Source organism: Prosthecobacter fluviatilis, assembly GCF_042655725.1.
Classification (GTDB): Bacteria; Verrucomicrobiota; Verrucomicrobiia; order Verrucomicrobiales; family Verrucomicrobiaceae; genus Prosthecobacter; species Prosthecobacter fluviatilis.
On the sequence record NZ_JBHSMQ010000003.1, the window covers coordinates 562,617 to 582,750 of the forward strand.

The following is a 20,134-nucleotide window of genomic DNA, read 5'->3' on the forward strand; positions in this document are numbered from 1 at the left end:
CAATCCAGTCATAGGAACACAATCTTATGATTGATACGTAATATCTTTATGTTTTTACCGAGTTGACTTAAAACCTCGCCTTCCTCTAACATGCTGTCTTCAGGCTTTTTGCAGAGGTTGATAAGAAACAGCCCGCCATCCGTTCCCACCTGCTCATCTTCATCATGATCCTTGGTTTCCGAAAGTTTGGGGTTCTTTCCTGCGCCCTCGCCCTCTGCTCTCATGGCTTGCAAGCCCAGCAGCCACCCGCAGACCCTGAGCTGGCGTCTCTGCTGCTCGCCTATAAAACCAGAGTGACAGAGGATGTGCAGACACCGCTGTCCAAAGCCCAGATGGAGCTGGACCAAAACTACGCCCAGGCGCTGGATCGCGCCCAGCAGGACGCCACATTGAAGGGAAAGCTGGAGGAGGCAGAAGCCTTGCGTGCGGAAAAGTCGGCCGTGGCGGCAAACACCGGAGGCGATCTGCCTGCGCTTCCGCCGAAACTTCGGGAAATGGCCGCACTGAGAAAAAAATACCAGGACGCCGTTCAGGCGCTACGCACCAGCATGCAGCGCAAACTGGAACCGCTGCAGAAGGAACTGGTGCGGCAGCTCGAAGCTCTGGCGGTCAAAATGGTGCGTGCAGGCAAGACCGATGCGGCTCTGGAGGCAAGACAGCTGGCCAAAGACTATGCGGAGCAGCCCGGGGTCCTGGATGGGGAATGGCAGGATCAGACCAAAAAAGTCACCCCCAAGCCCAAAAACTTCCCTATCGTACTCAAGAAGGGCGACTCCATCAGCACCGTGATGAGTTTCAAACCGCCGGTCGAAATCGAGGTGGTGGCCAAAATCGAGAAGCTCGACCTCCGCCTCGGCTATGCGGCCGACCAGCTCATTTTCAACTGGGAAAGAAGGCCCGATGAGCTGCGCATCGACGGCGGTCCGGCAGACCGGATTTACACCCCCATGATGGGGGAGTTTCCCCAGAAAAAGTTTGCCGTGATCCGGTGGAGCGTGACGAAAGACCGCCAGACCATCTCGGTGGATGGCAAACAGCGGTTTGAGCATCAGGGGGACTATGCCGGCATCGACCGCCCGGTCAGCATCCTGGCCTACGGTTCCGAGGTCACGGTGCAATCCATCAAGACGCGCACGCCCGTCTCCTCGGCCACCCGTTGAGCCTTGGGGCTGCCTGGCCTTTGATTTCCCCCACTTTCCCCCTTGCCAAACACGTAACTTCTCCGAGACTCCCGCCCCTCTTGTCCGGAGGCCTTTTGGCTTTGCAGGACGAAAGCCCGCCGGGTGCCTCAGGAGTGGAGGTGCACGTGCGGTTCCCACCCAAACACTCGCAACCCGTAAACAACAGATAATGAGCGCAACAGCGACACTCGCAGACCTGATCGCAGGTTCTTTCCGCGAGCTTTCCGAAGGATCCATCGTCAAAGGCAAGATCCTCGAAATCAAACCCCAGGTCATCCTCGTCGATATCGGCTACAAGTCCGAAGGAGCCATCCCGGCGAACGAGTTTGAAGATGAAGACATCCAGGTCGGCGATGAGGTGGAAGTCCTCCTCGAACGCCTCGAAAACGACGAAGGCATGGTCGTCCTCTCCAAGGAGAAGGCAGCCCACCGTCAGAACTGGGAAAAGATCTACAACGTCTTCAAGGACGGCGGTCTCGTCAAAGGCAAGATCAAGAGCGTCGTCAAAGGCGGCCTCATGGTCAACGTCGGCGTCGAAGCCTTCCTCCCCGGCAGCCAGATCGACATCATCCCGCCGAAGGATCTCAACGAGTACGTCGGCAAGGTGTTCGAATTCAAGATCGTCAAGATCAACGACGAACGCAAAAACATCGTCCTTTCCCGCCGCGAAGTCATCGAGGCAGAGCGCGCCGAACAGCGCCAGAAGTTCCTCGACGGCGTCACCCCTGGCGACAAAGTCATCGGTATCGTCAAGAACATCACCGACTTCGGTGCGTTCGTCGATCTCAACGGCATGGACGGCCTGCTTCACATCACGGACATGTCCTGGGGCCGCCTCAACCATCCTTCCGAAATGCTCGGAATTGGGCAGAAAATCGAGGTCCAGATCCTCGAAGTCAACCGCGAGAAGGAGCGTGTCTCCCTCGGCCTCAAGCAGCTCCAGAACAACCCCTGGGAAAACATCGAAGCCCGCTACCCCGTGGGCCAGCGCGTGCGCGGCAAGGTCACCAAGCTGGTGGCTTACGGCGCATTCGTCGAAGTGGAAGAAGGCGTCGAAGGCCTCGTGCACGTCTCCGAGCTCTCCTGGACCAAGCGCATCGCCCGTCCTTCCGACGTTCTTACCGTCGGTCAGGAGATCGAGGCTTCCGTCCTTGGCATCAACAAGGAAGAGCGCAAGATCAGCCTTGGCGTCCGTCAGCTGGACACCAATCCTTGGGACGACATCGACAGCCGCTACCCGATCGGCACGCAGCTTAAGCGTCCGGTCCGCAACCTCACCGCTTACGGTGCGTTTGTGGAGCTGGAAGAAGGCATCGATGGCATGATCCACGTTTCCGACCTCAGCTGGACCCGCAAGATCAACCATCCTTCCGAGCTCCTCAAGAAGGGCCAGGAAGTGGACGCCGTCGTTCTCGGCATCGACAAGGCCAACCAGCGCATCAGCCTCGGCATGAAGCAGCTGGACACCGACCCATGGTCCATCATCGACACTCGCTTCAAGGTGGGCGACGTCGTGAAGGGCCGCGTGGCCAAGATCGCCTCCTTCGGCGCCTTCGTCGAACTGGAAGACGACATCGACGGCCTGGTGCACATCTCCCAGATCAGCGAAGACCGCATCGAGAAGGTGAAGGACAAGCTGAACGTTGGCGACGAAGTGGAAGCACGCGTCATCAAGGTGGACAAGGTGGAGCGCCGCATCGGCCTTTCCATCAAGGCCATGAACTACAGCGAAGCCGACATCCAGAAGGAAAGCCAGGCCTTCGAAGCTCTGCGCCCAAGCACCGACCTCGTCGGTCTGGAGCAGGCCTTCAAGTTCGCCACCGAAGAGTGGCGTCCAGGCGGCCAGTAATCCGCGATCTGAGACTCAACATCCAATCAACCACGAAGAGGGCACCGCGAGGTGCCCTCTTTTTTGTGCCGGTGAACGTATGGCAGGCTCGGCAGTTTAAACCATGCCTGTGAACCGCCGCCCGCTTCTCATCATCGCCCTGATCGTCTCGGCGCATGCGCTGGCCTCATGGCTTGCTTTCTCCTCCCGGCGGCTGGAGTGGCTGCAGATCGTCTCGGTCTCCTTCATCTACACCCTGCCCTGCAGCGTGGGGGCGCTGGTGTGCTTTCTGGGCTGCAAGCTCGACAGGCCAAGCCACTTCTGGGCCTATTTCGCCCCTGCGCTCAGCATGTTCCTTCCCGGCTTGTGCAGCTGGCTGCTGTGGATGGAGGCGCTGCTCTGCGTCGTGGTGGCTACGCCGGTTTTAATGTTCATGGCTTTCGTCGGAGGATTGATCATGAGCCTGATCTTGAAAAGGGCGGATCGCGGCAGGCTTTCAATGACCTTTTTTGTCCTGCTGCCTTATGCAGTCTCCCCGATCAAGCAGATGTGGCAGGCACCGCATGAAACACGCGTCATGCGGAATGCAGTCACCATCAAGGCCTCGCCACAGACGGTCTGGGATCAGATCTACCAAGTGCCGGCCATTCAGAAAAGCGAGCTTCCCGCCCAATGGATTTATGTCATCGGCTTCCCACGGCCTCTCGCAGCTGTGATCGACAGACAGGGTGTGGGCGGACGCCGGCATGCCACCTTTGAGCGCGATGTATCGTTCTTTGAAGTCGTCACCACCTGGGAGCCCCGGCACAAGCTCTCCTTCACCATCAAGGCCGACCCCGACTTCATCCCGCATACGGCGTTTGATCGCCACATCATCGTCGGCGGTCGTTTCTACGACGTGCTCGATGGCACCTATGAAATCGAGCCACACAGTGACGGCACCTGCATTCTGCATCTCAGCAGCACCCACCGGCTCTCCACACGCTTCAACAGCTATGCCGGATGGTGGAGCGAGTGGGTCATGAACCAGATCCAAGGCTCCATCCTGGAAGTCATCCGCAAACGCTGCGAAGCCCGTGCGAGCTGACAGGCTGCCTGCCATGCTGTAACAATCTTCTGACACTTTCCCTCTGACACCCCCAAATGAGGGGGTAAAATGGGGCGGAATGCCACCCGAGAGCCCGTCACCCACGTGGATGCCTCAAGAGACACGCCGCCGCTGGCTGCAGCGTGGCCTGCTGGCATTGCCAGCGGCGCTTGCAGGGTGCGTGGCTCCGGCAGGCTCGGCACTCGGTTTCTCAGCCCGCAAAAACCGTGCACAGTGGGAGTACCACAATCGCTTTCTCGCCTCCGGCGCACGCCTGCGTTTCCGCTCCCACAGCGCGCATGGCCGCCCCTTTACCTCCGGCATGGAGTACGTGTACCGCACTCACAAGCGCGATCCCCGCATCGGCTACGCGGTCAAAAATCTGGCCACCGGGCGATACCTCGCGGAGTTTCAGGCCGACAAACTCTTTGTCGGCGGCTCGATGCCCAAGCCCGCCGTGGCCGCAGTGCTGCTGGAAAAACGACGCGGCCACCTGACTCGCGAGGAATTCCAAAACGTCGTCTATGCCTGCGACCTCAGCAGGAACGAGTCGTGGTACTACCTCATGGCCCGTCTCACATCTGCGGACGAGCGCTACTTTGAGCGGAAGTACCACCTGCCAGATGTGCAGATCCTCAACAACTCGCAGTCACCGCGCTTTTACGCCGAGTTTTACGAGCGCTGCGTGAACTACCGCCTCGACTACGGCTGCGAGCTGCTGCTGGAGGCGATGCGCCGCGACCAGTACGGCCTCGGCCGCTGGGTCATGCCCGCCAGCATCACCTACATCGGCGGCAAGACGGGCAACTACGGCGAGTGGGACCACGAATCCCTTTTCTTCTATCACCGCAACACCCCCTACGCCATCGTCCTCTACACACGCGGCGGCTTCGCCCCGCGCAATGAACTCGGCTGCATGATGGGCGGCCTGTTCTGGGAATACTGCGCGTGACTACTCTCTGCCCGGCAGCACCTCCACCTCGATCTCCCGCACTTCCAGGGCACTCGTTGCAGGCGCAGAAACAGGAGCAGGCTCCAGCCAGGGAGAGCGTTTCGTGCCAGACGTAAGCTTGCGCCGCAGGGTGTAAAACAGCGCCGCACCGGCGGAGATGGCCAGCCCGGCCACAGCCACGGCGGCTCCCACCATGAGCAGGAGCGCGAGAAAGGCCACCGCACCCACGGCCAGCAGGCCCATGAGCAGCATGGCGGGCAGTCCCCGGATTTCAAATGTCCTCGGTCTCATGATGACAAGATGCGGCCTGCACGCGGGATGACAACCCGCATGTGGCCTCCGGCGGTTCCAGAACGCAGGCTAGTTTGTAGTCTGCTTTCTCCACGATCATTCAGCTTTCGGGAAAGTAGATGGGCAGGCACGAAGGACAGAGGGAATGCGTGAAGCTGACTTCCGTGTGTGCCGAGACATAGGCCTCAAGCCCATGCCAATCCCCGCTGCCATCGCGGATGTTTTTGCAGGCAGCACAGATGGGCAGCAGACCACGCAGGGTGCGCACTTCTGCCAGCGCCTCGTCTCTTTCTGTGATGGCACGTTCCAGCTGGGCCTCACGCATGCGCAGAGGCGTCACATCGGCCACGTGCACCCAGAATCCCCGCACCACTCCGCCCTCCACATCCGGCGTGTAGGTGGCGATGCTGTCTTTGGCCCCGCCTTGTGGAAGGGGTATATGCCGTTCGAACTGCTGGGGCTCACCACGGAGCGCACCCTGGATGTAGGGAAGATTCAATGCATACAAAGGCCCCAGAAGATCCTCCATGGACATGCCCAGCATTTCCGCCGGACTTTTTCCAAACCACTCGCGATAGGCCTCATTGGAGAACAGGCAACGCTGCTCTGCATCCCAGTAGGCCACCATGGCTGAAATTTGATTGACCGCTCTCAGGGCAAGTTGGGCTGGGTCTGCAGATTGGATGTCCATTCAGGATAGCTGTGTCGGTCCTCGCTCCGACACTTTCATATTGAGTAATCGTTCAAACTTCGCCTTCTTTCATTGCCCATGTCAGGCGCTCGTTTTGCCCCGTCATTTGAGCACGACTCCCGCCTCTCCCACTTCCCAGCCAAGGCCGCCTGCACGAATGGCCACAGCGGTGGCATTCTCCGGCCAGGGGGCGCTGAGCTGGTCTTTGAAAAAGGTTTCCCAGGTGAGCCATTTGCCGCCGATCTGCGCCTGCATCACCCACCAGCGAGTGGCGCTCATCCAGCGCACATCGCTGTGTTTCCACTCCACCGTCAGCCTGCCACCTGGCACCGTTTTGCCGACGATGGGCGCAGGCAGCTGCGTCTGGCTGAGCCATGGCGATGACGGCGGGATGGCATGCGGGGTGTAGGCCCGCTGCTTCACATACGTGCCGATCTTTCCAATGTCCTTGTGCAGCGCTCCAAAGTTCCAGTGAAAGTGGCCGGGTGTCATCTTCAGCCCGCGCTCCCGCAGCACACTCATCTGGTGCAGGATCTCGCCCGCATTGCGGTCGTCGCCGATTTTAGAGGTGTTCATCCCCGGCCAGATGTGGCGGCCCTGCGTGTTCTGCTCCAGCCACCAGTCGTAGTAGGTGATGAAGCCCAGCTTCGGCCGGTCGATCGTCCAATAAAGCTGCGGCGTGAAGTAGTCCACCCAGCCCTGCTGCAGCCACTTGAGCGAGTCCGCACCCAGATCCTCATACGGGTCCAGCCCGCCGCCGGTGCCTTCTGGGTAGTTGGGCCGCCAAAGGCCAAAGGGGCTGATGCCAAATTTCACGTACCTCTTGATGCCCTTGATCCCTTCGTACGTCGCGCGCACCACCTCGTCCACATTCTGCCGCCGCCAGGCCGTGAGCTCCAGCGTGCCGCCGGTGGCACGGTAGCGCGCATAGGAGGCGTCATCGGGAAACGGGACCTTCTTCTTCGCCGCGTCCATGATGGGGTACGGGTAAAAGTAGTCGTCGATGTGGATGCCATCCACATCGTAGCGGCGCGTCACATCCAGCATCACGTCCACCGCCTGCTTCCGCACCTCCGGCACGCCGGGGTCCATCCACCAGTCGATGTTGTACTTCATCGTCCACTCCGGGTGCCTGCGGCGGATGTGGTCAGCGCTCGGCGCGTGCTTTTCGCCCGCCAGAGCGCGGAAGGGATTGAACCACGCATGCAGCTCCATGCCGCGCTTGTGCGCCTCCGTCACCGCAAACTCCAGCGGATCCCAGCCGGGGGATTTGCCCATCTCTCCCGTGAGAAACGGCGACCACGGCTCCAGCTTCGACTCGTACATGGCATCGCCAGCGGGGCGCACCTGAAAGATGAGCGCATTCAGCCCCACCTTCGCTGCGGAGTCGATGAGGGTGAGGAGCTGGGCCTTCTGCTTGGCCACCGGCAGGCCCGGCTCGGAGGGCCAGTTAATATTCCGCACCGTCGCGATCCACGATCCCCGCAGCTCACGCGCAGGCGGCGGCACGCTCACGCCGCTCTGAGCATGCAGTATGGCGGCGGAGAGCAGGAAGAGGGTGAGCAGGAGGGTTGAACGCATGTGCTGTTAGAAAACGCTGCTACGACGATGTGTCGCTGAAATTTTCCACCACCCGCCGTATTCCTGCGGCATCATTCCAGCCACCACGCATGTCCCACCCTGTCCTCCCCATCCTCGCGCTCGGCTTAGCCCTGACCTCCTGCACCTCCATGCGCTCGCCCATCGTTCCTGGGGCCAAGCCCAAGGACCACGGAGCCATAGGCGCGACGGAAGGCCCCGCCTGGAAAGACGGCTCCCTCTACTTCACCGATGGCCAGCACATCAACCGCCTCGGCCCCGACGGCAAAACCACCGTCTTCCGCCACAACTCCTCCAACGGCCTCCTCTTCGACAAAGAAGGCCGCCTCGTCGCCTGCGAAACCAAAAACCGCCGCGTCACACGCACGGAGAAAGATGGCAGCATCACCGTGCTGGCGGACCGGTTTGAAGGGAAGCGCTTCAATTCACCGAACGACCTCTGCATGGACTCCAAGGGGCGGATCTACTTCACGGATCCGCGATATGGATCTCGCGAGGGAATGGAGATCCTGGAAGAGACCATTTTTACAGCGCTGTTGAACAGACCTCCGCTGCCCGTCGAGGGTATCTATCGTATCAATCGGGAAGCTCATTTGCCGGATGGCCTATGTGCCTATGCTTATGACATCCCGAATGTCACCCGCATCCGTTGCGATCATGCTGAACGCCCCAACGGCATCCTCATCTCCCCTGACGACCGCTACCTCTACATCGCCGACAACAACAACAACACCCACGGCGGTTCTCGCAAACTCCTGCGCTACACGCTGGATAAAAACGGCGACGTCAAGCCCGGCTCCCGCAAAGTCCTCTTCGACTGGAAAGACGGCCGTGGCCCCGATGGCATGAAGATGGACAGCGCAGGCCGCATCTACGTCGCCGCCGGCACGAACAAGGCCACCGAATTCGAAAACACCAGCTTCAAGGCAGGCTGCTACATCCTCTCTCCCTCCGGCCGCCTGCTTGACTTCATCCCCGTGGCTCCGGACGAATGCTGCAACTGCGCCTTTGGTGGCAAGGATGGCAAGACGCTCTTCATCACCTCCGGCAGCCATCTCTGGAGCGTGCCGCTGCGCTGAGGCCGAGGGGGCAGGAACCAGATGATCCCGCGTCAAATTTGCGGTACTTTGGCGGATCCAGGACGTTTCCTACATTCCCCCAATGCCTTTTGTTTCTCGTCTGTTTTCGTGTCGCCATTCTCCGCTGCTGCCACGGGCCGCTGGCCTGTGTCTGGCGCTTGTCTCTGCACCACCCGCCTCGGCTGCTGACAAAGGCCGGGAGGCCTTTCTGGACCAGTACTGCGTGGAGTGCCACGACGCGGATACTAAGAAGGGCAACCTCGACCTCACCGCGCTGAAGTTTGACCTCAAGAACCCCAAGCCCTTCGCGGAATGGGTGAAGGTGCATGATCGTGTGCGCGATGGCGAGATGCCACCCAAGAAAAAGAAGACCCAGACTGCACCGCAGGAGGTGACGGCCTTTCTCAAAGACCTCGCGCAGCCCATGACCGCCGCCGATCAGGAGCGCACCACCAAGGAAGGCCGCACCACCTGGCGGCGCATGAACCGTCTGGAGTATGAAAACACCCTGCGCGATCTCCTTTCCGCCCCGTGGCTGCAGATCAAGGACAAGCTGCCGGAGGACGGCGAGGCCAGCCGCTTCAACAAGATCGGCGACGCGCTGGATGTCTCCCACGTGCAGATGGCGCGCTATCTCGGCGCCGCTGATTACGCGCTGCGCGAGGTCATGGCCTCGCAGCTCTCGCGCCCGGAGTCAAAGACCAAGCGCTACTACACACGCTCTGACTCCTCGCTGGTGCGGCGCATGAAGTTCAGCGAGTTCAACCGCAGCCCTGAGCGCGCCACCTTCCCCGTACTGGGCACGCAGGCGCAGCCAGACGTCCGCGCAGGCACCGCACCGCCCACCGTCGGAGCCAAGGACCCCAAGGTGCGCGAGCAGGAGGCCATCGGCACCGTGGCCAGCAGCTACGAGCCCATCGAGCTGAAGTTCACCGTGTTCAAAGCCCCCATGTCCGGGCACTACAAGCTGCGCTTCAGCGGCTACTCCGTGTGGGTGGGGCCGGGACCTGCCAAGAGCTGGTGGCGGCCCAATCTGGACGTGGTCTCCAAAGGCCGCCGCCCCGAGCCTGTCACGATCTACTCCGAGCTGCCACCGCGTCAGCTCCGTTTGCTCGGCAGCTTTGACTTTGGCACGGACCCCACCGTGCAGGAGATCGACACCTACCTGCTCAAGGGCGAGCTGATCCGCTACGACGCGGTGCGCCTTTTCCGCTCACGCCCTCCTGCGTTTCACAATCCCCTCGCCACTCACGAAGGCCAGCCCGGACTGGCCATGCAGTGGATGGAAGTCCAGGGCCCCATCCTCGAAAGCTGGCCCATGGCCGGGCATCACGTGCTGTTTGATGACCTGCCCATCCGCCGCAAGGACAAGAACGCCAAGGTGGAGGTCACCCCCAAAGATGCCGCCGATACCGAGCGCCTGCTGCGCCGCTTCATGCAGCGCGCCTATCGCGAACCCTTCGCCGATGAGGAGGTGCAGCGGTTTCTTCGCGTCATCGAAGCCGCGCGCAAAGCAGGCAGCGACTTTGCCGACTCCATGATCGCCGGCTACACCGCCGTGCTGTGCTCGCCCAAGTTTGTCTGCCTCGAAGAAAAACCCGGCCGTCTGGACAATGCCGCCGTCGCCACCCGTCTCTCCTGCTTCCTCTGGAACTCAGCTCCCGATGACGAGCTGCGTGCCGCCGACCTGAGCAAGCCCGAGGTGCTGCGCGCGCAAACCGAGCGCCTGCTGGCCGATGCGCGTGCGCGCCGCTTTGTGGACGCCTTCCTCGATTACTGGCTGGACCTGCGCAAAGCCAACGCCACCTCTCCCGACGCCACGCTCTACCCCGACTACTACCTGGACGATCTGCTGGTGGAGTCCGCCACCCAGGAGACCCAGCTCTTCTTTGCCGAGCTGCTGAAAAACAATCTGCCTGCACGCCATCTCGTCGCCTCAGACTTTGCCATGCTCAATGAGCGCCTGGCCGCACACTACGGCCTGCCTGCGGTGGATGGTGTGAAGCTGCAGCGGATCTCCCTGCCCAAAGACAGCCCGCGCGGCGGACTCATGACGCAGGCCAGTGTGCTCAAAGTGACCGCCAACGGCACCACCACCAGCCCCGTGCAGCGCGGTGCGTGGATCATGGAGCGCCTGCTGGGCAAGCCCCCGCCTCCACCACCGGCCAGCGTGCCTGCCATCGAGCCTGATACACGCGGTGCCCACACCATTCGCGAGCAGCTCGCCGCGCATCGCAAGCTGGAGACCTGCGCCGCCTGCCACGCCAAGATCGACCCCGCCGGATTTGCACTGGAAAGTTTCGACGTCATGGGCGGCTGGCGCGACAACTACCGCGCCCTCGGCGAAGGCGGCACTCCTCCTCCCGGCTACGGCAAGAACGGCCAGCCCTTCACCTTCCACCCCGCGCAGCCGGTCGATGCCAGCGGCACGCTGCCGGATGGCCGCAACTTCAAGGACATCCGCGAGCTCAAACAGCTGCTGCTTGCCGATGAAGATCAAATCGCCCGCAATCTGCTGCGCCAGCTCGTCACCTACGCCACCGGCGCACCCGTTCAGTTTGGCGACCGCCCGGCCATCGAGCAGATGCTCGCCGCCACCAAGGCTGAAGGCCATGGCGTGAAATCCCTGATACATCAGATCGTGCAAAGCACGTTGTTTCAAAGCAAGTAATCCCCATGAGCAGCCCCACCCCCTCGGTTTTCATCTCCACGCAGCGTGGTGTTTCACGCCGGCAGTTCCTGCGCGCCTCCGGCATCGGCATGGCACTGCCGTTTCTGGAGGCCATGCAGCCCGCGTTTTCCCGTGCTGCTGCCAAGCAGGAGCCACCGCGCCGCTTCCTCGGTGTGTGCAACAATCTCGGCCTGCTGCCGGAAAAGTTCTTTCCTGCTCTGACCTCCACCGGGCGCGACTACCAGCTCTCGCCTTACCTGGAGGTGCTCAAGGCGCACCGCAATGACTTCACCGTCTTCAGCGGCGTCTCGCATCCGGACGTGGATGGCGGCCATCCGGCGGACAACTGCTTCCTCACCGCCGCGCCGCATCCGGGCAGCGGCGGCTTTCGCAACACCATCTCCTTTGATCAGTTCGCGGCAGAGCGCATAGGCCATCTCACGCGCTTTCCCTCGCTCACACTCGGCGTCAATGTTTCGCAGGGCAGCCGCAGTCTCTCGTGGACGGGCAGCGGCGCGCTGATTCCCTGCGAGGAAAAACCCTCCGAGGTCTTCCGCCGTCTCTTCCTGCAGGGCTCGCCCAAGGAGATCGCCGAGCAGGAGCGCCGCCTCGCGCTGGGGCAGAGCATCATGGACGCCGTGGCCGGACAGGCCAAAAGCCTGGAACGCGATCTCGGCGCGCATGACCGCGAGCGGCTGGATCAATATTTTACCGGCGTGCGCGATCTGGAGCAGCGCCTCGGCAAATCCCGCGAGTGGGAGCACAAGCCCAAGCCCGCCGTGAAAACCAAGCAGCCCGCCGACCCCGCCAGCCCGGTGGACTACATGGAGAAAACGCGCCTCATGTACGACATGGCGCGCCTGGCCTTTGAGACCGACCGCACCCGCATGATCACCCTCATGCTGGACAGCGTGAACTCCCCCACCATCGAGGTGGAGGGTGCCGAGATCAGCGACGGCTACCACAGCCTGTCACATCATGGCAAGTCGCCCAAGAAGCTCGCGCAGCTCGAAAGCATCGACCGCGAGCACATGCGCCTGCTGGGCCAGCTTTTCACCGGCCTCAAGTCCACCAAGGAAGGCGGCGCCACCGTGCTGGACCGCTCCATGATCCTCTACGGCAGCAACCTCGGCAACGCCAGCACCCACGTCACCACCAACCTCCCCGTGCTCTTCGCCGGCGGCGGTTTCAAACACGGCCAGCACCTCGTCTTCGACACCGAGCGCAACTACCCCCTGCCCAACCTCTTCGCCTCCATGCTGGAACGTCTCGGCCTCGAAGAAAACCCCTTCGCCAGCAGCACCGGCACCATGCGCGGCCTGGAGCTGGTGTGATGCCTCACACGCCATGAATGCCACGCACGCTCTCGCCCTCCTGCTGCTTGGCAGCCCCTGCCTGCAGGCGCAGGAGCTTCCGGACATCCGCAGCGTGCCGCCAGATCTCGAAGCGCCCACCTTGAGCGATGGTCCGCCCGCTCCCGGCAAACGCGTGAAGCTCACGCTGGATTCCCAAAAAGGCACGGGCGTTTACAACGTGCTTTATCTTCCCACCGACTGGAAACCCGACGCCAAAATGCCTGTGATCGTCGAGCTCGCAGGCAACGGCAACTTCAAGAGCAAGCAGGGCGACGTGAGCACCGGCGTGCCCGAAGGCAGCAACCTCGGCTACGGCCTCTCCGCCGGCAAAGGCTTCATCTGGCTCTGCGCACCCTATTTGAACGGCAAGGGCGATGAAATCGCCATCACCTGGTGGGGCACGCCTCCCACCTACGATCCGCAGCCCACATTGAAGCACCTGCGCGAGGCCGTGAAATCCGTGTGCCACGACTTCGGCGGCGATTCATCCAAAGTCCTCCTCTGCGGCTTCTCGCGCGGAGCCATCGCCTGCAACTACCTCGGCCTCCACGACGACGAAACCGCCAGCCTCTGGTGCGGCTTCCTGGCCTACAGCCACTACGACGGCGTCCGCAAATGGCCCTATCCAAACTCAGACCGCAACTCCGCCCTGACCCGTCTCCAACGACTTGGCAAACGGCCCCAGTTCATCTGCGGCGAAGGCTCCAACGCCCAGGAAACCGAATCCTACCTCCGCCCTCTCCTGCCAGACGCCGACCTCACCTTCCTCAGCACCGGCTTCCTCAATCACAACGACGCCTGGACGCTGCGGCCAAGCCCGGCGAGGGAGAAAGCGCGTGAGTGGTTGAACCGCGTCATTTCTGGCCGCCCAGCAAATCCCAGGCCTTGAAGAGCTTCATGCCCTGCTGCGGGTTGATCATCTTCACGTAGCCCAGCATGCCGCTGACCCAGCCCGCAAAGTTGTCATGCCCGATGCGGTTCTGCGCGGCAATGCCGGTCTTCTGCGCCTGATGCAGGATGGCGCGCAGACGGCGGCGGGTTTTGCGGTCCACGTTGCAGCGGTCATTCACCACCACACCGGTGACACTCTGCTGTGCGTTGCGTCGCTGGATGCGGGTCTTGGCTTCGTTGACCTCAAAGTGCTCGTCCTTCACGATGTTGTGCAGGCGGCTGAGAATCAGCGCGGTTGCCTTCGCAGACTCACCCCGGGCGGAGAAGGTGAGGTCGTCTGCGTAGCGCGTGTAGGTCCAGCCATGCCTGGCCGCCAGCGCAGCAAAGCGCAGGTCCAGCTTGCGTGCGCACAGGTTGCTCAGCGCCGGGCTGGTGCAGGCTCCCTGCGGCAGTGCGCGCGGACCAGTGGCTACGTGAAATGTCTGCCCGTCGTAGGACACGGTGCGGCGCGGGCACTCCGTGCACAGAAGGGCGAGGACGGTGGAGACTGCGGGCGAATATCCGAGCTGCTGAAAGATGCCCCGCACGCGCGGAAAGGTGATGCTGGGAAAGAAGTCCTTCAGGTCCGCATTCAAGACCACGTCTTTGCCAGTGTGCGAGCGTGCATTCGTCAGCGTGCCGCGCTCACGCACAAAGCCGTGCGCCACACCGCTCACAGGCACACGCTCCAGAATATTCTGCAAAATCCAGCGCTGCGCACGCGCGAGATCCGCATGCGGTGTGGAGATCTCACGCATGCCACCGCTCTTCTTGGGAATCTGAAACCGGATGTAATGCGTGACCACAGCCACCTCGGCATGGAAAGCCAGCCAGCGCAGGCGCTTGATGGGAAGCTCCAGGGCAGCGGCGAGTTCCGCCGGAGTCGCGAGCACCGGCAGCTTTGCCTCCTGAAGTTTTTCCACATGAGATCTGCGGTCTGCCAGACCTCCCGAGACACCGCGCCCCAGAAAGATGATGTCGGTGGCCCTACGCTGTACGATGGCGGCCTCACGTTCCGCCCTGCGTGCGGCGGATTCGGCCTTCTTCTGGCGTTTCAGCTCAGCCTTGGCGGCCTTGTCCGCATTGACGGCGGCCTGGCCCTGATGGCGCACGCCATCATAACTCGGCCGCAGCTCCTCCATCTTCAGCCCGATTTCGTGGATCTCCGCCAGCTCCTCTGGCGTGATGAGCCCCTCGCCCACCATGGCGCGGTCGATCATGAGCGTGCGCTCATCGGTGGCGGGCGGGATCACGCTTTGACGGCCAAAGGCAAAAAGATTGCTCCAGAGAGGCCTCCCCATCGCCTTCGCCTGCTTCTTCGTCTCAGCGGTGGAAATGCCAGCAAAGACGTCTGAGTCGAGCTGCGCCAGAGTCTTCTTTTTGACCGGCTGCGGAGTGGCGCTCACCTGCGGCACAGTGTTGTGCCGGGGGCTGGTGGAAGGCCGGGGATGAGCCGGCGGCTGGCCGGGCTGATCACGCCCAAGGAGTCGTCTGATGAAGCTGAGGAGTCCCATGCTGTGCGCGGACCGACGGCTGATGTTTCGAGATTTTCCGGGAGGGGCGCATGCGTCACTGACTACTTGCTCAGGACCAAGTCCGTTCACTCAGGCCACTGTCGCTACCCGACGCGTGAGAACGTTCGGGTTGCCGTGGCCAAGCGTCGGGTAGCGACAGTGGCCATCCGAACAACGGGCTTGGGGATGCATGGACGGGCAGCTTCATTCGCGGCGGAACACCGCAAGGATGGTCTCAGTGAGCATGCGTCCCCTCTCGGGAAATGTGGAAAGATCGTGTTTCGGTGGTGGCGGCCTCCGTGGTTAGGGGTTCGTGCGAAACCCCGACCAGAGCCTCTCATACAGAGACGGCGCGCCTGGGTCAACGGGGTTCAAAAGTTTGCGGCGGAAGGCGATGAGGTGGCGGCACGGCCCTTTCCTCAGCCCTCCTTTGAAATGGTGGGAGCAGTCGCACTTCGCGCGCCGCATCATGCCATCGCGGTCCAGCAGCAGCTCGACCTCGCGCTTTTGCACGGTGCCGGTGTGCAGCCTGGTGTCATTGGGGGCGTCAGTGCTGCTCAGCACACGCACATCACGGTCTGGGATGTCACGCGCAGCTTCGGCCTCGGCATTCGGCGGCCCCATCTGCTCCTCTCCCAGCACCTGCGGCATGATCTGGCGCCAGCGGTACACCTGATGCGGCAGGTCGTAGATCACTTGCCCGGAATGCGCCAGATGTTTCAGCGCCGCAGTCGTCATGGCCTCTGCGGCACCGCAGGCACTGGCGAGTGTGGCCAGAGAAGCCGACTGCTGCTGCCTCAGCGCGGCGGCGGCTTTGTCGATCAAATCTTTCCCTGGCTCCTGCGGTGGCAGCAGCAGATCCAGCGCACTGCCACGCGTCCAGTCATTGGTGGTCCAGCCGGAGAGCCCCAGCGTGAGCTTCATCGGCCCCATGTGCGCGATCCACATGGACGGCAGCCCGGTCCCAAGCAGGCAAACCTCCACGCGATCAATGAGCGGCAGCAGGCGCGCCAGTGTGAGCAGGCGGCGCACGCCCCACACGCGGATGGGCTCCATCGACTGCGCACACGGTGGCGCGCCACGGTCGGTGATGCGCTGCTCCCACGGCTCCAGCACCAGCTCCGGCGCGCGCCCTTCCACAATCTCAAATCGCAGCGCGCGCGGGCTGCGCGGGGCCTTGTGCCGACGCAGCCAGGCCAGCAGAGAATACAGCCCCTGACGCGAAAGAGTGACGCGCCGCATCGGCAGCGTCATCGCACCCTGGAGCTGCATGAAACCACGCAGCCAGCCAGTGGGCAGATCGATCTTCTCCTCACGATAATCCTCACCTCCCTGGACTTTGACCTCAAAGCCGGAGGGGTCCACGTGGAAACGCGCCGGCTGGTAGGTGCGCAGCGTCTGGAAATGGTGAAACAGATCCCAGGAGTAGTCCACGTTCGTGGTGCCGCACTGCACGCCCGCCGCTGAGCTAAAGCATTCATCGCGCTCCACGCTCAGGCAGCCGTAGCTCGACTCATCCGCGCTGAAGCATTCAAAGAACACCACATCCGGTGCCACGGTGATCACCGGATCACACGGCATGAGCAGGCGCCAAAGCTCCTGATCATGGCGGCGCAGATGGTCTGCGTATTTCAGCCGTGCGTTCCAGTAGCGTTTGCGCGCCTTGTCAAACTGCCGCTCAAAATCACGCGGCAGCGGCGTCCGCTGCTTCGTCTCCATTTCCTGCCGGGCCTCGCGCACCGCTTCGGTGCGGATGGCAGTCAGCCGCTGCTGCTCTCCCTTTCTCCACTCCTCATAGGCGGTCTTGTCACGCGGCTTGAAGCGCAGATCGTTGATCACCACATCATGCAGTGCGGAGATCGCCTCGCGGAAGTGCAGCGGGTTTTTCAGCGCCGCATCAAAGGCCACCACGTCCCGCTTCAAATTCGGTGCCAGAGACACGATCTGCCCGCCGCCTGCTTCAGCGACATGACTTCGACCCCGGTATGCAAAGGTGATGTTCATGCGGCGGTCTTGAGAAGAGTTTCCGCCGCAGGCTGCAGCACCAGTTCTGGCAGTGCCGCAGCGATCGCGCTTTCCAGCTCCGGCCTTCTGGCGAGAAGGGACATCACCGCCGCCAGCGCCGCACGCGCCTCAGGGCCGCGGATGGAGCGCACCGTGGCCACCAGCACCGGCAGCAGTTTTTCATTCGGCGTGGCTGCCAGAGTCGCCGCAATCTGCCGCAGCGCCTTCAGCTTCTGCCTGCCACCGCGGTTCACATCCAGCAGCACGCTGGTCCACACGGGCGCCAGATCATCCGCCCCCACCGGCGGCTTGCTGGCACGCAGGGCCAGCGCATCAATCATGCGGGTGCGCAGGTCTGCATACGGCGTCTCCGCCAGCCGGCTCCACAGCGCGGCGTCCGGCCAGCCGGGAGAATTTTCCTGCTCCATCCAGGCCCAGGCACCCTCGCGAATGCCTGCATTCGCACTGTCAAAAAAGCGGCACACGGCAGGCATCTGATACACCTCCGCCGTCCCTAATTGAGCCAATGCCCAGCGTGCGATGTCACCGCCAATCCCCAGACACTGGGCGCGCCACAGACCCGTGATGACCTCGCGCTCTTTGCCATCTCGTGGAGTTGTCTTTTCCAGAAGACGCAGCCCCAGCCGTGCAATCGGTGTGGCCTTCGCCAGTGCGATCTCCACCCGCTGCGCCAGCGTGATGCGCTCGTCACGAACGTGCTTGAGCATGGCATCACAGAGCAGCTGCGCCACGCGCGGGTTTTCGCACTTCAGCAGTTTCAGCCAGGTCTCCAGCGGCCAGCTGGCCGCATCCGCGCACTCGGCCAGCAGACGCGCGCCGTAGCTTTGCACCTCTTCATCGTCATGCGCGAGCATGCGTGTCAAAATGTCTGCTGCTGGCGCTGCTGAAATCGTTCTGGCCAGTTCCTGATGCCAAGCCAGTGCCCAGACGCGCACCAGCCGCGACTGCGCCATCACGATGAGCTCCAGCGCCGCCACCACTCCGGCGGGCGTGCGCCAGTGCTGCGAAAACGCCGGCTCCGGCTTCAGATCCGCCAGCGTGCGACCTTCCTTCAGCACGGCCCTCAGGCTGCTGAACTCCACTGCCGGGCTCTCACCATGCAGCGCATGCATCAGGCTCCAGCTGTCCAGCAGGTTTTCCCCCGCTGCGAGGTCTGCATCCTGAAACGCCGCCAGTCCAGGCACCACAGCCGCGAGGTAGCGCGACCCGTCGTTGAACCCCAGTTTGCGGAAGTAGCGCCACACCCGCCGCTGCAGGTAGTGGCGGGTGCGGTATTTGAAGAGCCGAAACTTCTCCAGCTTCTTTGGAGTGATGTATTTCGACATCGTTTTTGCCAGCACATTGCGCGGCGTCTGAAGCACCTCGGACTGGATCATCACCCGTGTGGCGCGGTCCCATTCAAAACTCCTGCCGCGGACCCGCCGCACCAGCCGGTCAAATGCCATCAGGCAGCGTGCCATCACGGCGTCGTCTCCCCGGGTTTCGGCCGCCTTGAACAGGCGCTTTACCACCACCTGATGCCCCGCCTGGTCAAACGGCAGCTCAAAATAGCGCTGCATCATCGTGCGTGCCCAGGGGCGCGGATCATTCTTCCACCTGTCCGCCAGACCCGCGAGCGCCTTGGGTTCCCTCATGCCTCGAATCGTCTCCAGAAACGCATCCGCACCTGCGCTGAGTTGTTCCTCAGCCAGCAGATGCATGCCCCGTTGATCGCTCGATTTTTCCACGTGCGCGGAGTTTGTAAAAGAAGCGAAAAAGCGTCAATAAAAACCGGAGCATCAATGCAAAAAATTCACACTCCCTTTGCAAGCATTGCCGCCACCGCCTGCAGAATAGTTTCCACCTCCGCCAGACGCCCCACGCCCTCATACCCGCAGGCCAGCATCCCGGACGCGGGCTCGACAAACTGCGCCCCGTAGCCGCGCAGGGTCTCCACATTCTTCTGCGTGGCGGGGTGCTGCCACATCTTGCCGTTCATGGCCGGGGCGATGAGGATGGGCGCCCGCGTGGCCAGGGCGATGGCAGTGAGCGCATCATGGGCGAAGCCATTGGCCATGGCCGCCAGCACATTGGCCGTGGCAGGAGCGATCAGGAGCAGATCCGCCTCATCCGCCAGTTGGATGTGCCCGGGCTGCCAGCCCTCCTTTTCGGCAAACAGATCGCTGATCACCGGATTCTTCGACAGCGTGCCCAGCGTCAGCGGGGTGACAAACTCCAGGGCCGCTTTGGTCAGCACGCACGTCACCTTGTGGCCGGCCTTGGTGAGCTGGCTGGCGAGGTCCGCCGCCTTGTAGGCTGCAATGGAACCGGTGACGCCGAGAATAATGCGGGACATAAATGGACCATAGGCGCGAAAATCCACCCGAAAAGCCCGAACTACGAAGCTGCTTGCCATTCTGCCTGCACGAAAGCACATTCCCAGGCGTAACCCCCTGCCAGAATGCGCTGCCCCAAATGTGGAAGCTCCCAGGATAAAGTGATCGACTCCCGCGAGGCGCGGGAGGGGCACGCCATCCGCCGCCGCCGGGAGTGCATGAAGTGCGACTTCCGCTTCACCACCTACGAGATCGTGGAGCGCGAGGAGCTGCGCGTGGTCAAGCGCAACGGCGCCCGCGAAAACTTCAACCGCGACAAGCTCCTCGGCGGCGTCCGCAAGTCCTGCGAAAAGCGACCCGTCAAAATGGAGCAGCTCGAGCAGCTCGTGGACGACATCGCCAACGAGCTGGAGGAGGAAGGCTACCGCGAGATCCCCAGCACCGTCATCGGCGCCAAGGTCATGCGCCGCCTCGAAACCATCGACCACGTGGCCTACGTCCGCTACGCCTCGGTGTACCGCCAGTTTGAGGACGTGGGCGAGTTCATCGACGAGATCAAGAGCCTCGGAGAGCGCAGCCCGCGCGACGGGCGGCAGCCGGAGCTTTTCCGTTAATT

The 20,134-nt window shown here is 62.3% G+C and carries 17 protein-coding genes; 9 read left to right on the forward strand and 8 right to left on the reverse strand.

The features are described 5' to 3' along the window. Positions 1–8: 8 nt before the first annotated feature. Positions 9–224: a hypothetical protein gene (locus ACFQDI_RS10920; RefSeq protein WP_377166387.1), complete on the reverse strand. Its 216-nt coding sequence runs from the start codon at positions 222–224 to the stop codon at positions 9–11. Between the two features lie 3 nt (positions 225–227). Here ACFQDI_RS10920 and ACFQDI_RS10925 point away from each other — a divergent pair, with 3 nt between their 5' ends. The 4 genes from ACFQDI_RS10925 (at position 228) to ACFQDI_RS10940 (ending at position 5,048) form a co-directional block, all read left to right on the forward strand. Continuing rightward, the gene (locus tag ACFQDI_RS10925) at positions 228–1,160 is read left to right on the forward strand and encodes a hypothetical protein (RefSeq protein ID WP_377166389.1); all 933 of its coding nucleotides are present in this window, start codon (positions 228–230) and stop codon (positions 1,158–1,160) included. A 190-nt stretch (positions 1,161–1,350) separates the two neighbouring features. Then, positions 1,351–3,030: a 30S ribosomal protein S1 gene (rpsA, locus tag ACFQDI_RS10930; RefSeq protein WP_377166391.1), complete on the forward strand. Its 1,680-nt coding sequence runs from the start codon at positions 1,351–1,353 to the stop codon at positions 3,028–3,030. Positions 3,031–3,139: 109 nt separating this feature from the next. Beyond that, the gene (locus tag ACFQDI_RS10935; protein WP_377166393.1) at positions 3,140–4,096 is read left to right on the forward strand and encodes an SRPBCC family protein; all 957 of its coding nucleotides are present in this window, start codon (positions 3,140–3,142) and stop codon (positions 4,094–4,096) included. 109 nt (positions 4,097–4,205) lie between these two features. Next, a complete protein-coding gene (locus tag ACFQDI_RS10940; RefSeq protein ID WP_377166395.1) occupies positions 4,206–5,048 on the forward strand; it encodes a serine hydrolase in 843 nt (280 codons plus the stop codon). Here the strand turns inward: ACFQDI_RS10940 and ACFQDI_RS10945 are convergent, their stop codons facing one another. From ACFQDI_RS10945 to ACFQDI_RS10955, 3 genes are all read right to left on the reverse strand, one after another. Beyond that, a complete protein-coding gene (locus ACFQDI_RS10945) occupies positions 5,049–5,339 on the reverse strand; it encodes a hypothetical protein (protein ID WP_377166397.1) in 291 nt (96 codons plus the stop codon). A 100-nt stretch (positions 5,340–5,439) separates the two neighbouring features. Next, the gene (locus ACFQDI_RS10950; RefSeq protein ID WP_377166399.1) at positions 5,440–6,030 is read right to left on the reverse strand and encodes a PAS domain-containing protein; all 591 of its coding nucleotides are present in this window, start codon (positions 6,028–6,030) and stop codon (positions 5,440–5,442) included. A 102-nt stretch (positions 6,031–6,132) separates the two neighbouring features. Next, a complete protein-coding gene (locus tag ACFQDI_RS10955) occupies positions 6,133–7,611 on the reverse strand; it encodes a glycoside hydrolase family 10-like protein (protein WP_377166401.1) in 1,479 nt (492 codons plus the stop codon). Positions 7,612–7,700: 89 nt separating this feature from the next. Between ACFQDI_RS10955 and ACFQDI_RS10960 the strand changes: the two genes are divergently transcribed. The 4 genes from ACFQDI_RS10960 to ACFQDI_RS10975 all read left to right on the forward strand — a co-directional run bounded on the left by ACFQDI_RS10960 (position 7,701) and on the right by ACFQDI_RS10975 (position 13,623). Then, positions 7,701–8,708: an SMP-30/gluconolactonase/LRE family protein gene (locus tag ACFQDI_RS10960; protein ID WP_377166403.1), complete on the forward strand. Its 1,008-nt coding sequence runs from the start codon at positions 7,701–7,703 to the stop codon at positions 8,706–8,708. A gap of 82 nt (positions 8,709–8,790) precedes the next feature. Next, entirely contained in the window at positions 8,791–11,379 is a 2,589-nt protein-coding gene (locus ACFQDI_RS10965) for a DUF1588 domain-containing protein (protein WP_377166405.1), read from the forward strand. Between the two features lie 5 nt (positions 11,380–11,384). Continuing rightward, a complete protein-coding gene (locus ACFQDI_RS10970; RefSeq protein WP_377166407.1) occupies positions 11,385–12,713 on the forward strand; it encodes a DUF1552 domain-containing protein in 1,329 nt (442 codons plus the stop codon). A 13-nt stretch (positions 12,714–12,726) separates the two neighbouring features. Further along, positions 12,727–13,623, forward strand: a complete 897-nt coding sequence (locus ACFQDI_RS10975) for a hypothetical protein (RefSeq protein WP_377166409.1) — start codon at positions 12,727–12,729, stop codon at positions 13,621–13,623. Here the strand turns inward: ACFQDI_RS10975 and ACFQDI_RS10980 are convergent. The 4 genes from ACFQDI_RS10980 to ACFQDI_RS10995 form a co-directional block, all read right to left on the reverse strand. Next, a complete protein-coding gene (locus tag ACFQDI_RS10980) occupies positions 13,589–15,178 on the reverse strand; it encodes a reverse transcriptase domain-containing protein (protein ID WP_377166411.1) in 1,590 nt (529 codons plus the stop codon). The genes ACFQDI_RS10975 and ACFQDI_RS10980 overlap by 35 nt on opposite strands. A gap of 303 nt (positions 15,179–15,481) precedes the next feature. Beyond that, complete coding sequence (locus tag ACFQDI_RS10985) at positions 15,482–17,182, reverse strand: metal-binding protein (RefSeq protein ID WP_377166413.1); 1,701 nt, start codon at positions 17,180–17,182, stop codon at positions 15,482–15,484. Next, positions 17,179–18,903 (reverse strand): hypothetical protein, encoded by a 1,725-nt coding sequence (locus ACFQDI_RS10990; protein ID WP_377166415.1) that lies wholly within the window; start codon positions 18,901–18,903, stop codon positions 17,179–17,181. Before ACFQDI_RS10990 ends, ACFQDI_RS10985 begins: the two co-directional genes overlap by 4 nt. A gap of 92 nt (positions 18,904–18,995) precedes the next feature. Continuing rightward, entirely contained in the window at positions 18,996–19,538 is a 543-nt protein-coding gene (locus ACFQDI_RS10995; protein WP_377166417.1) for a flavoprotein, read from the reverse strand. 105 nt (positions 19,539–19,643) lie between these two features. Between ACFQDI_RS10995 and nrdR the strand changes: the two genes are divergently transcribed. Next, positions 19,644–20,132 carry a transcriptional regulator NrdR gene (gene nrdR / locus ACFQDI_RS11000; RefSeq protein WP_377166419.1) on the forward strand — a complete coding sequence of 163 codons (489 nt, stop codon included), beginning with the start codon at positions 19,644–19,646 and terminating at the stop codon, positions 20,130–20,132. The last annotated feature ends 2 nt before the right edge of the window (positions 20,133–20,134 follow it).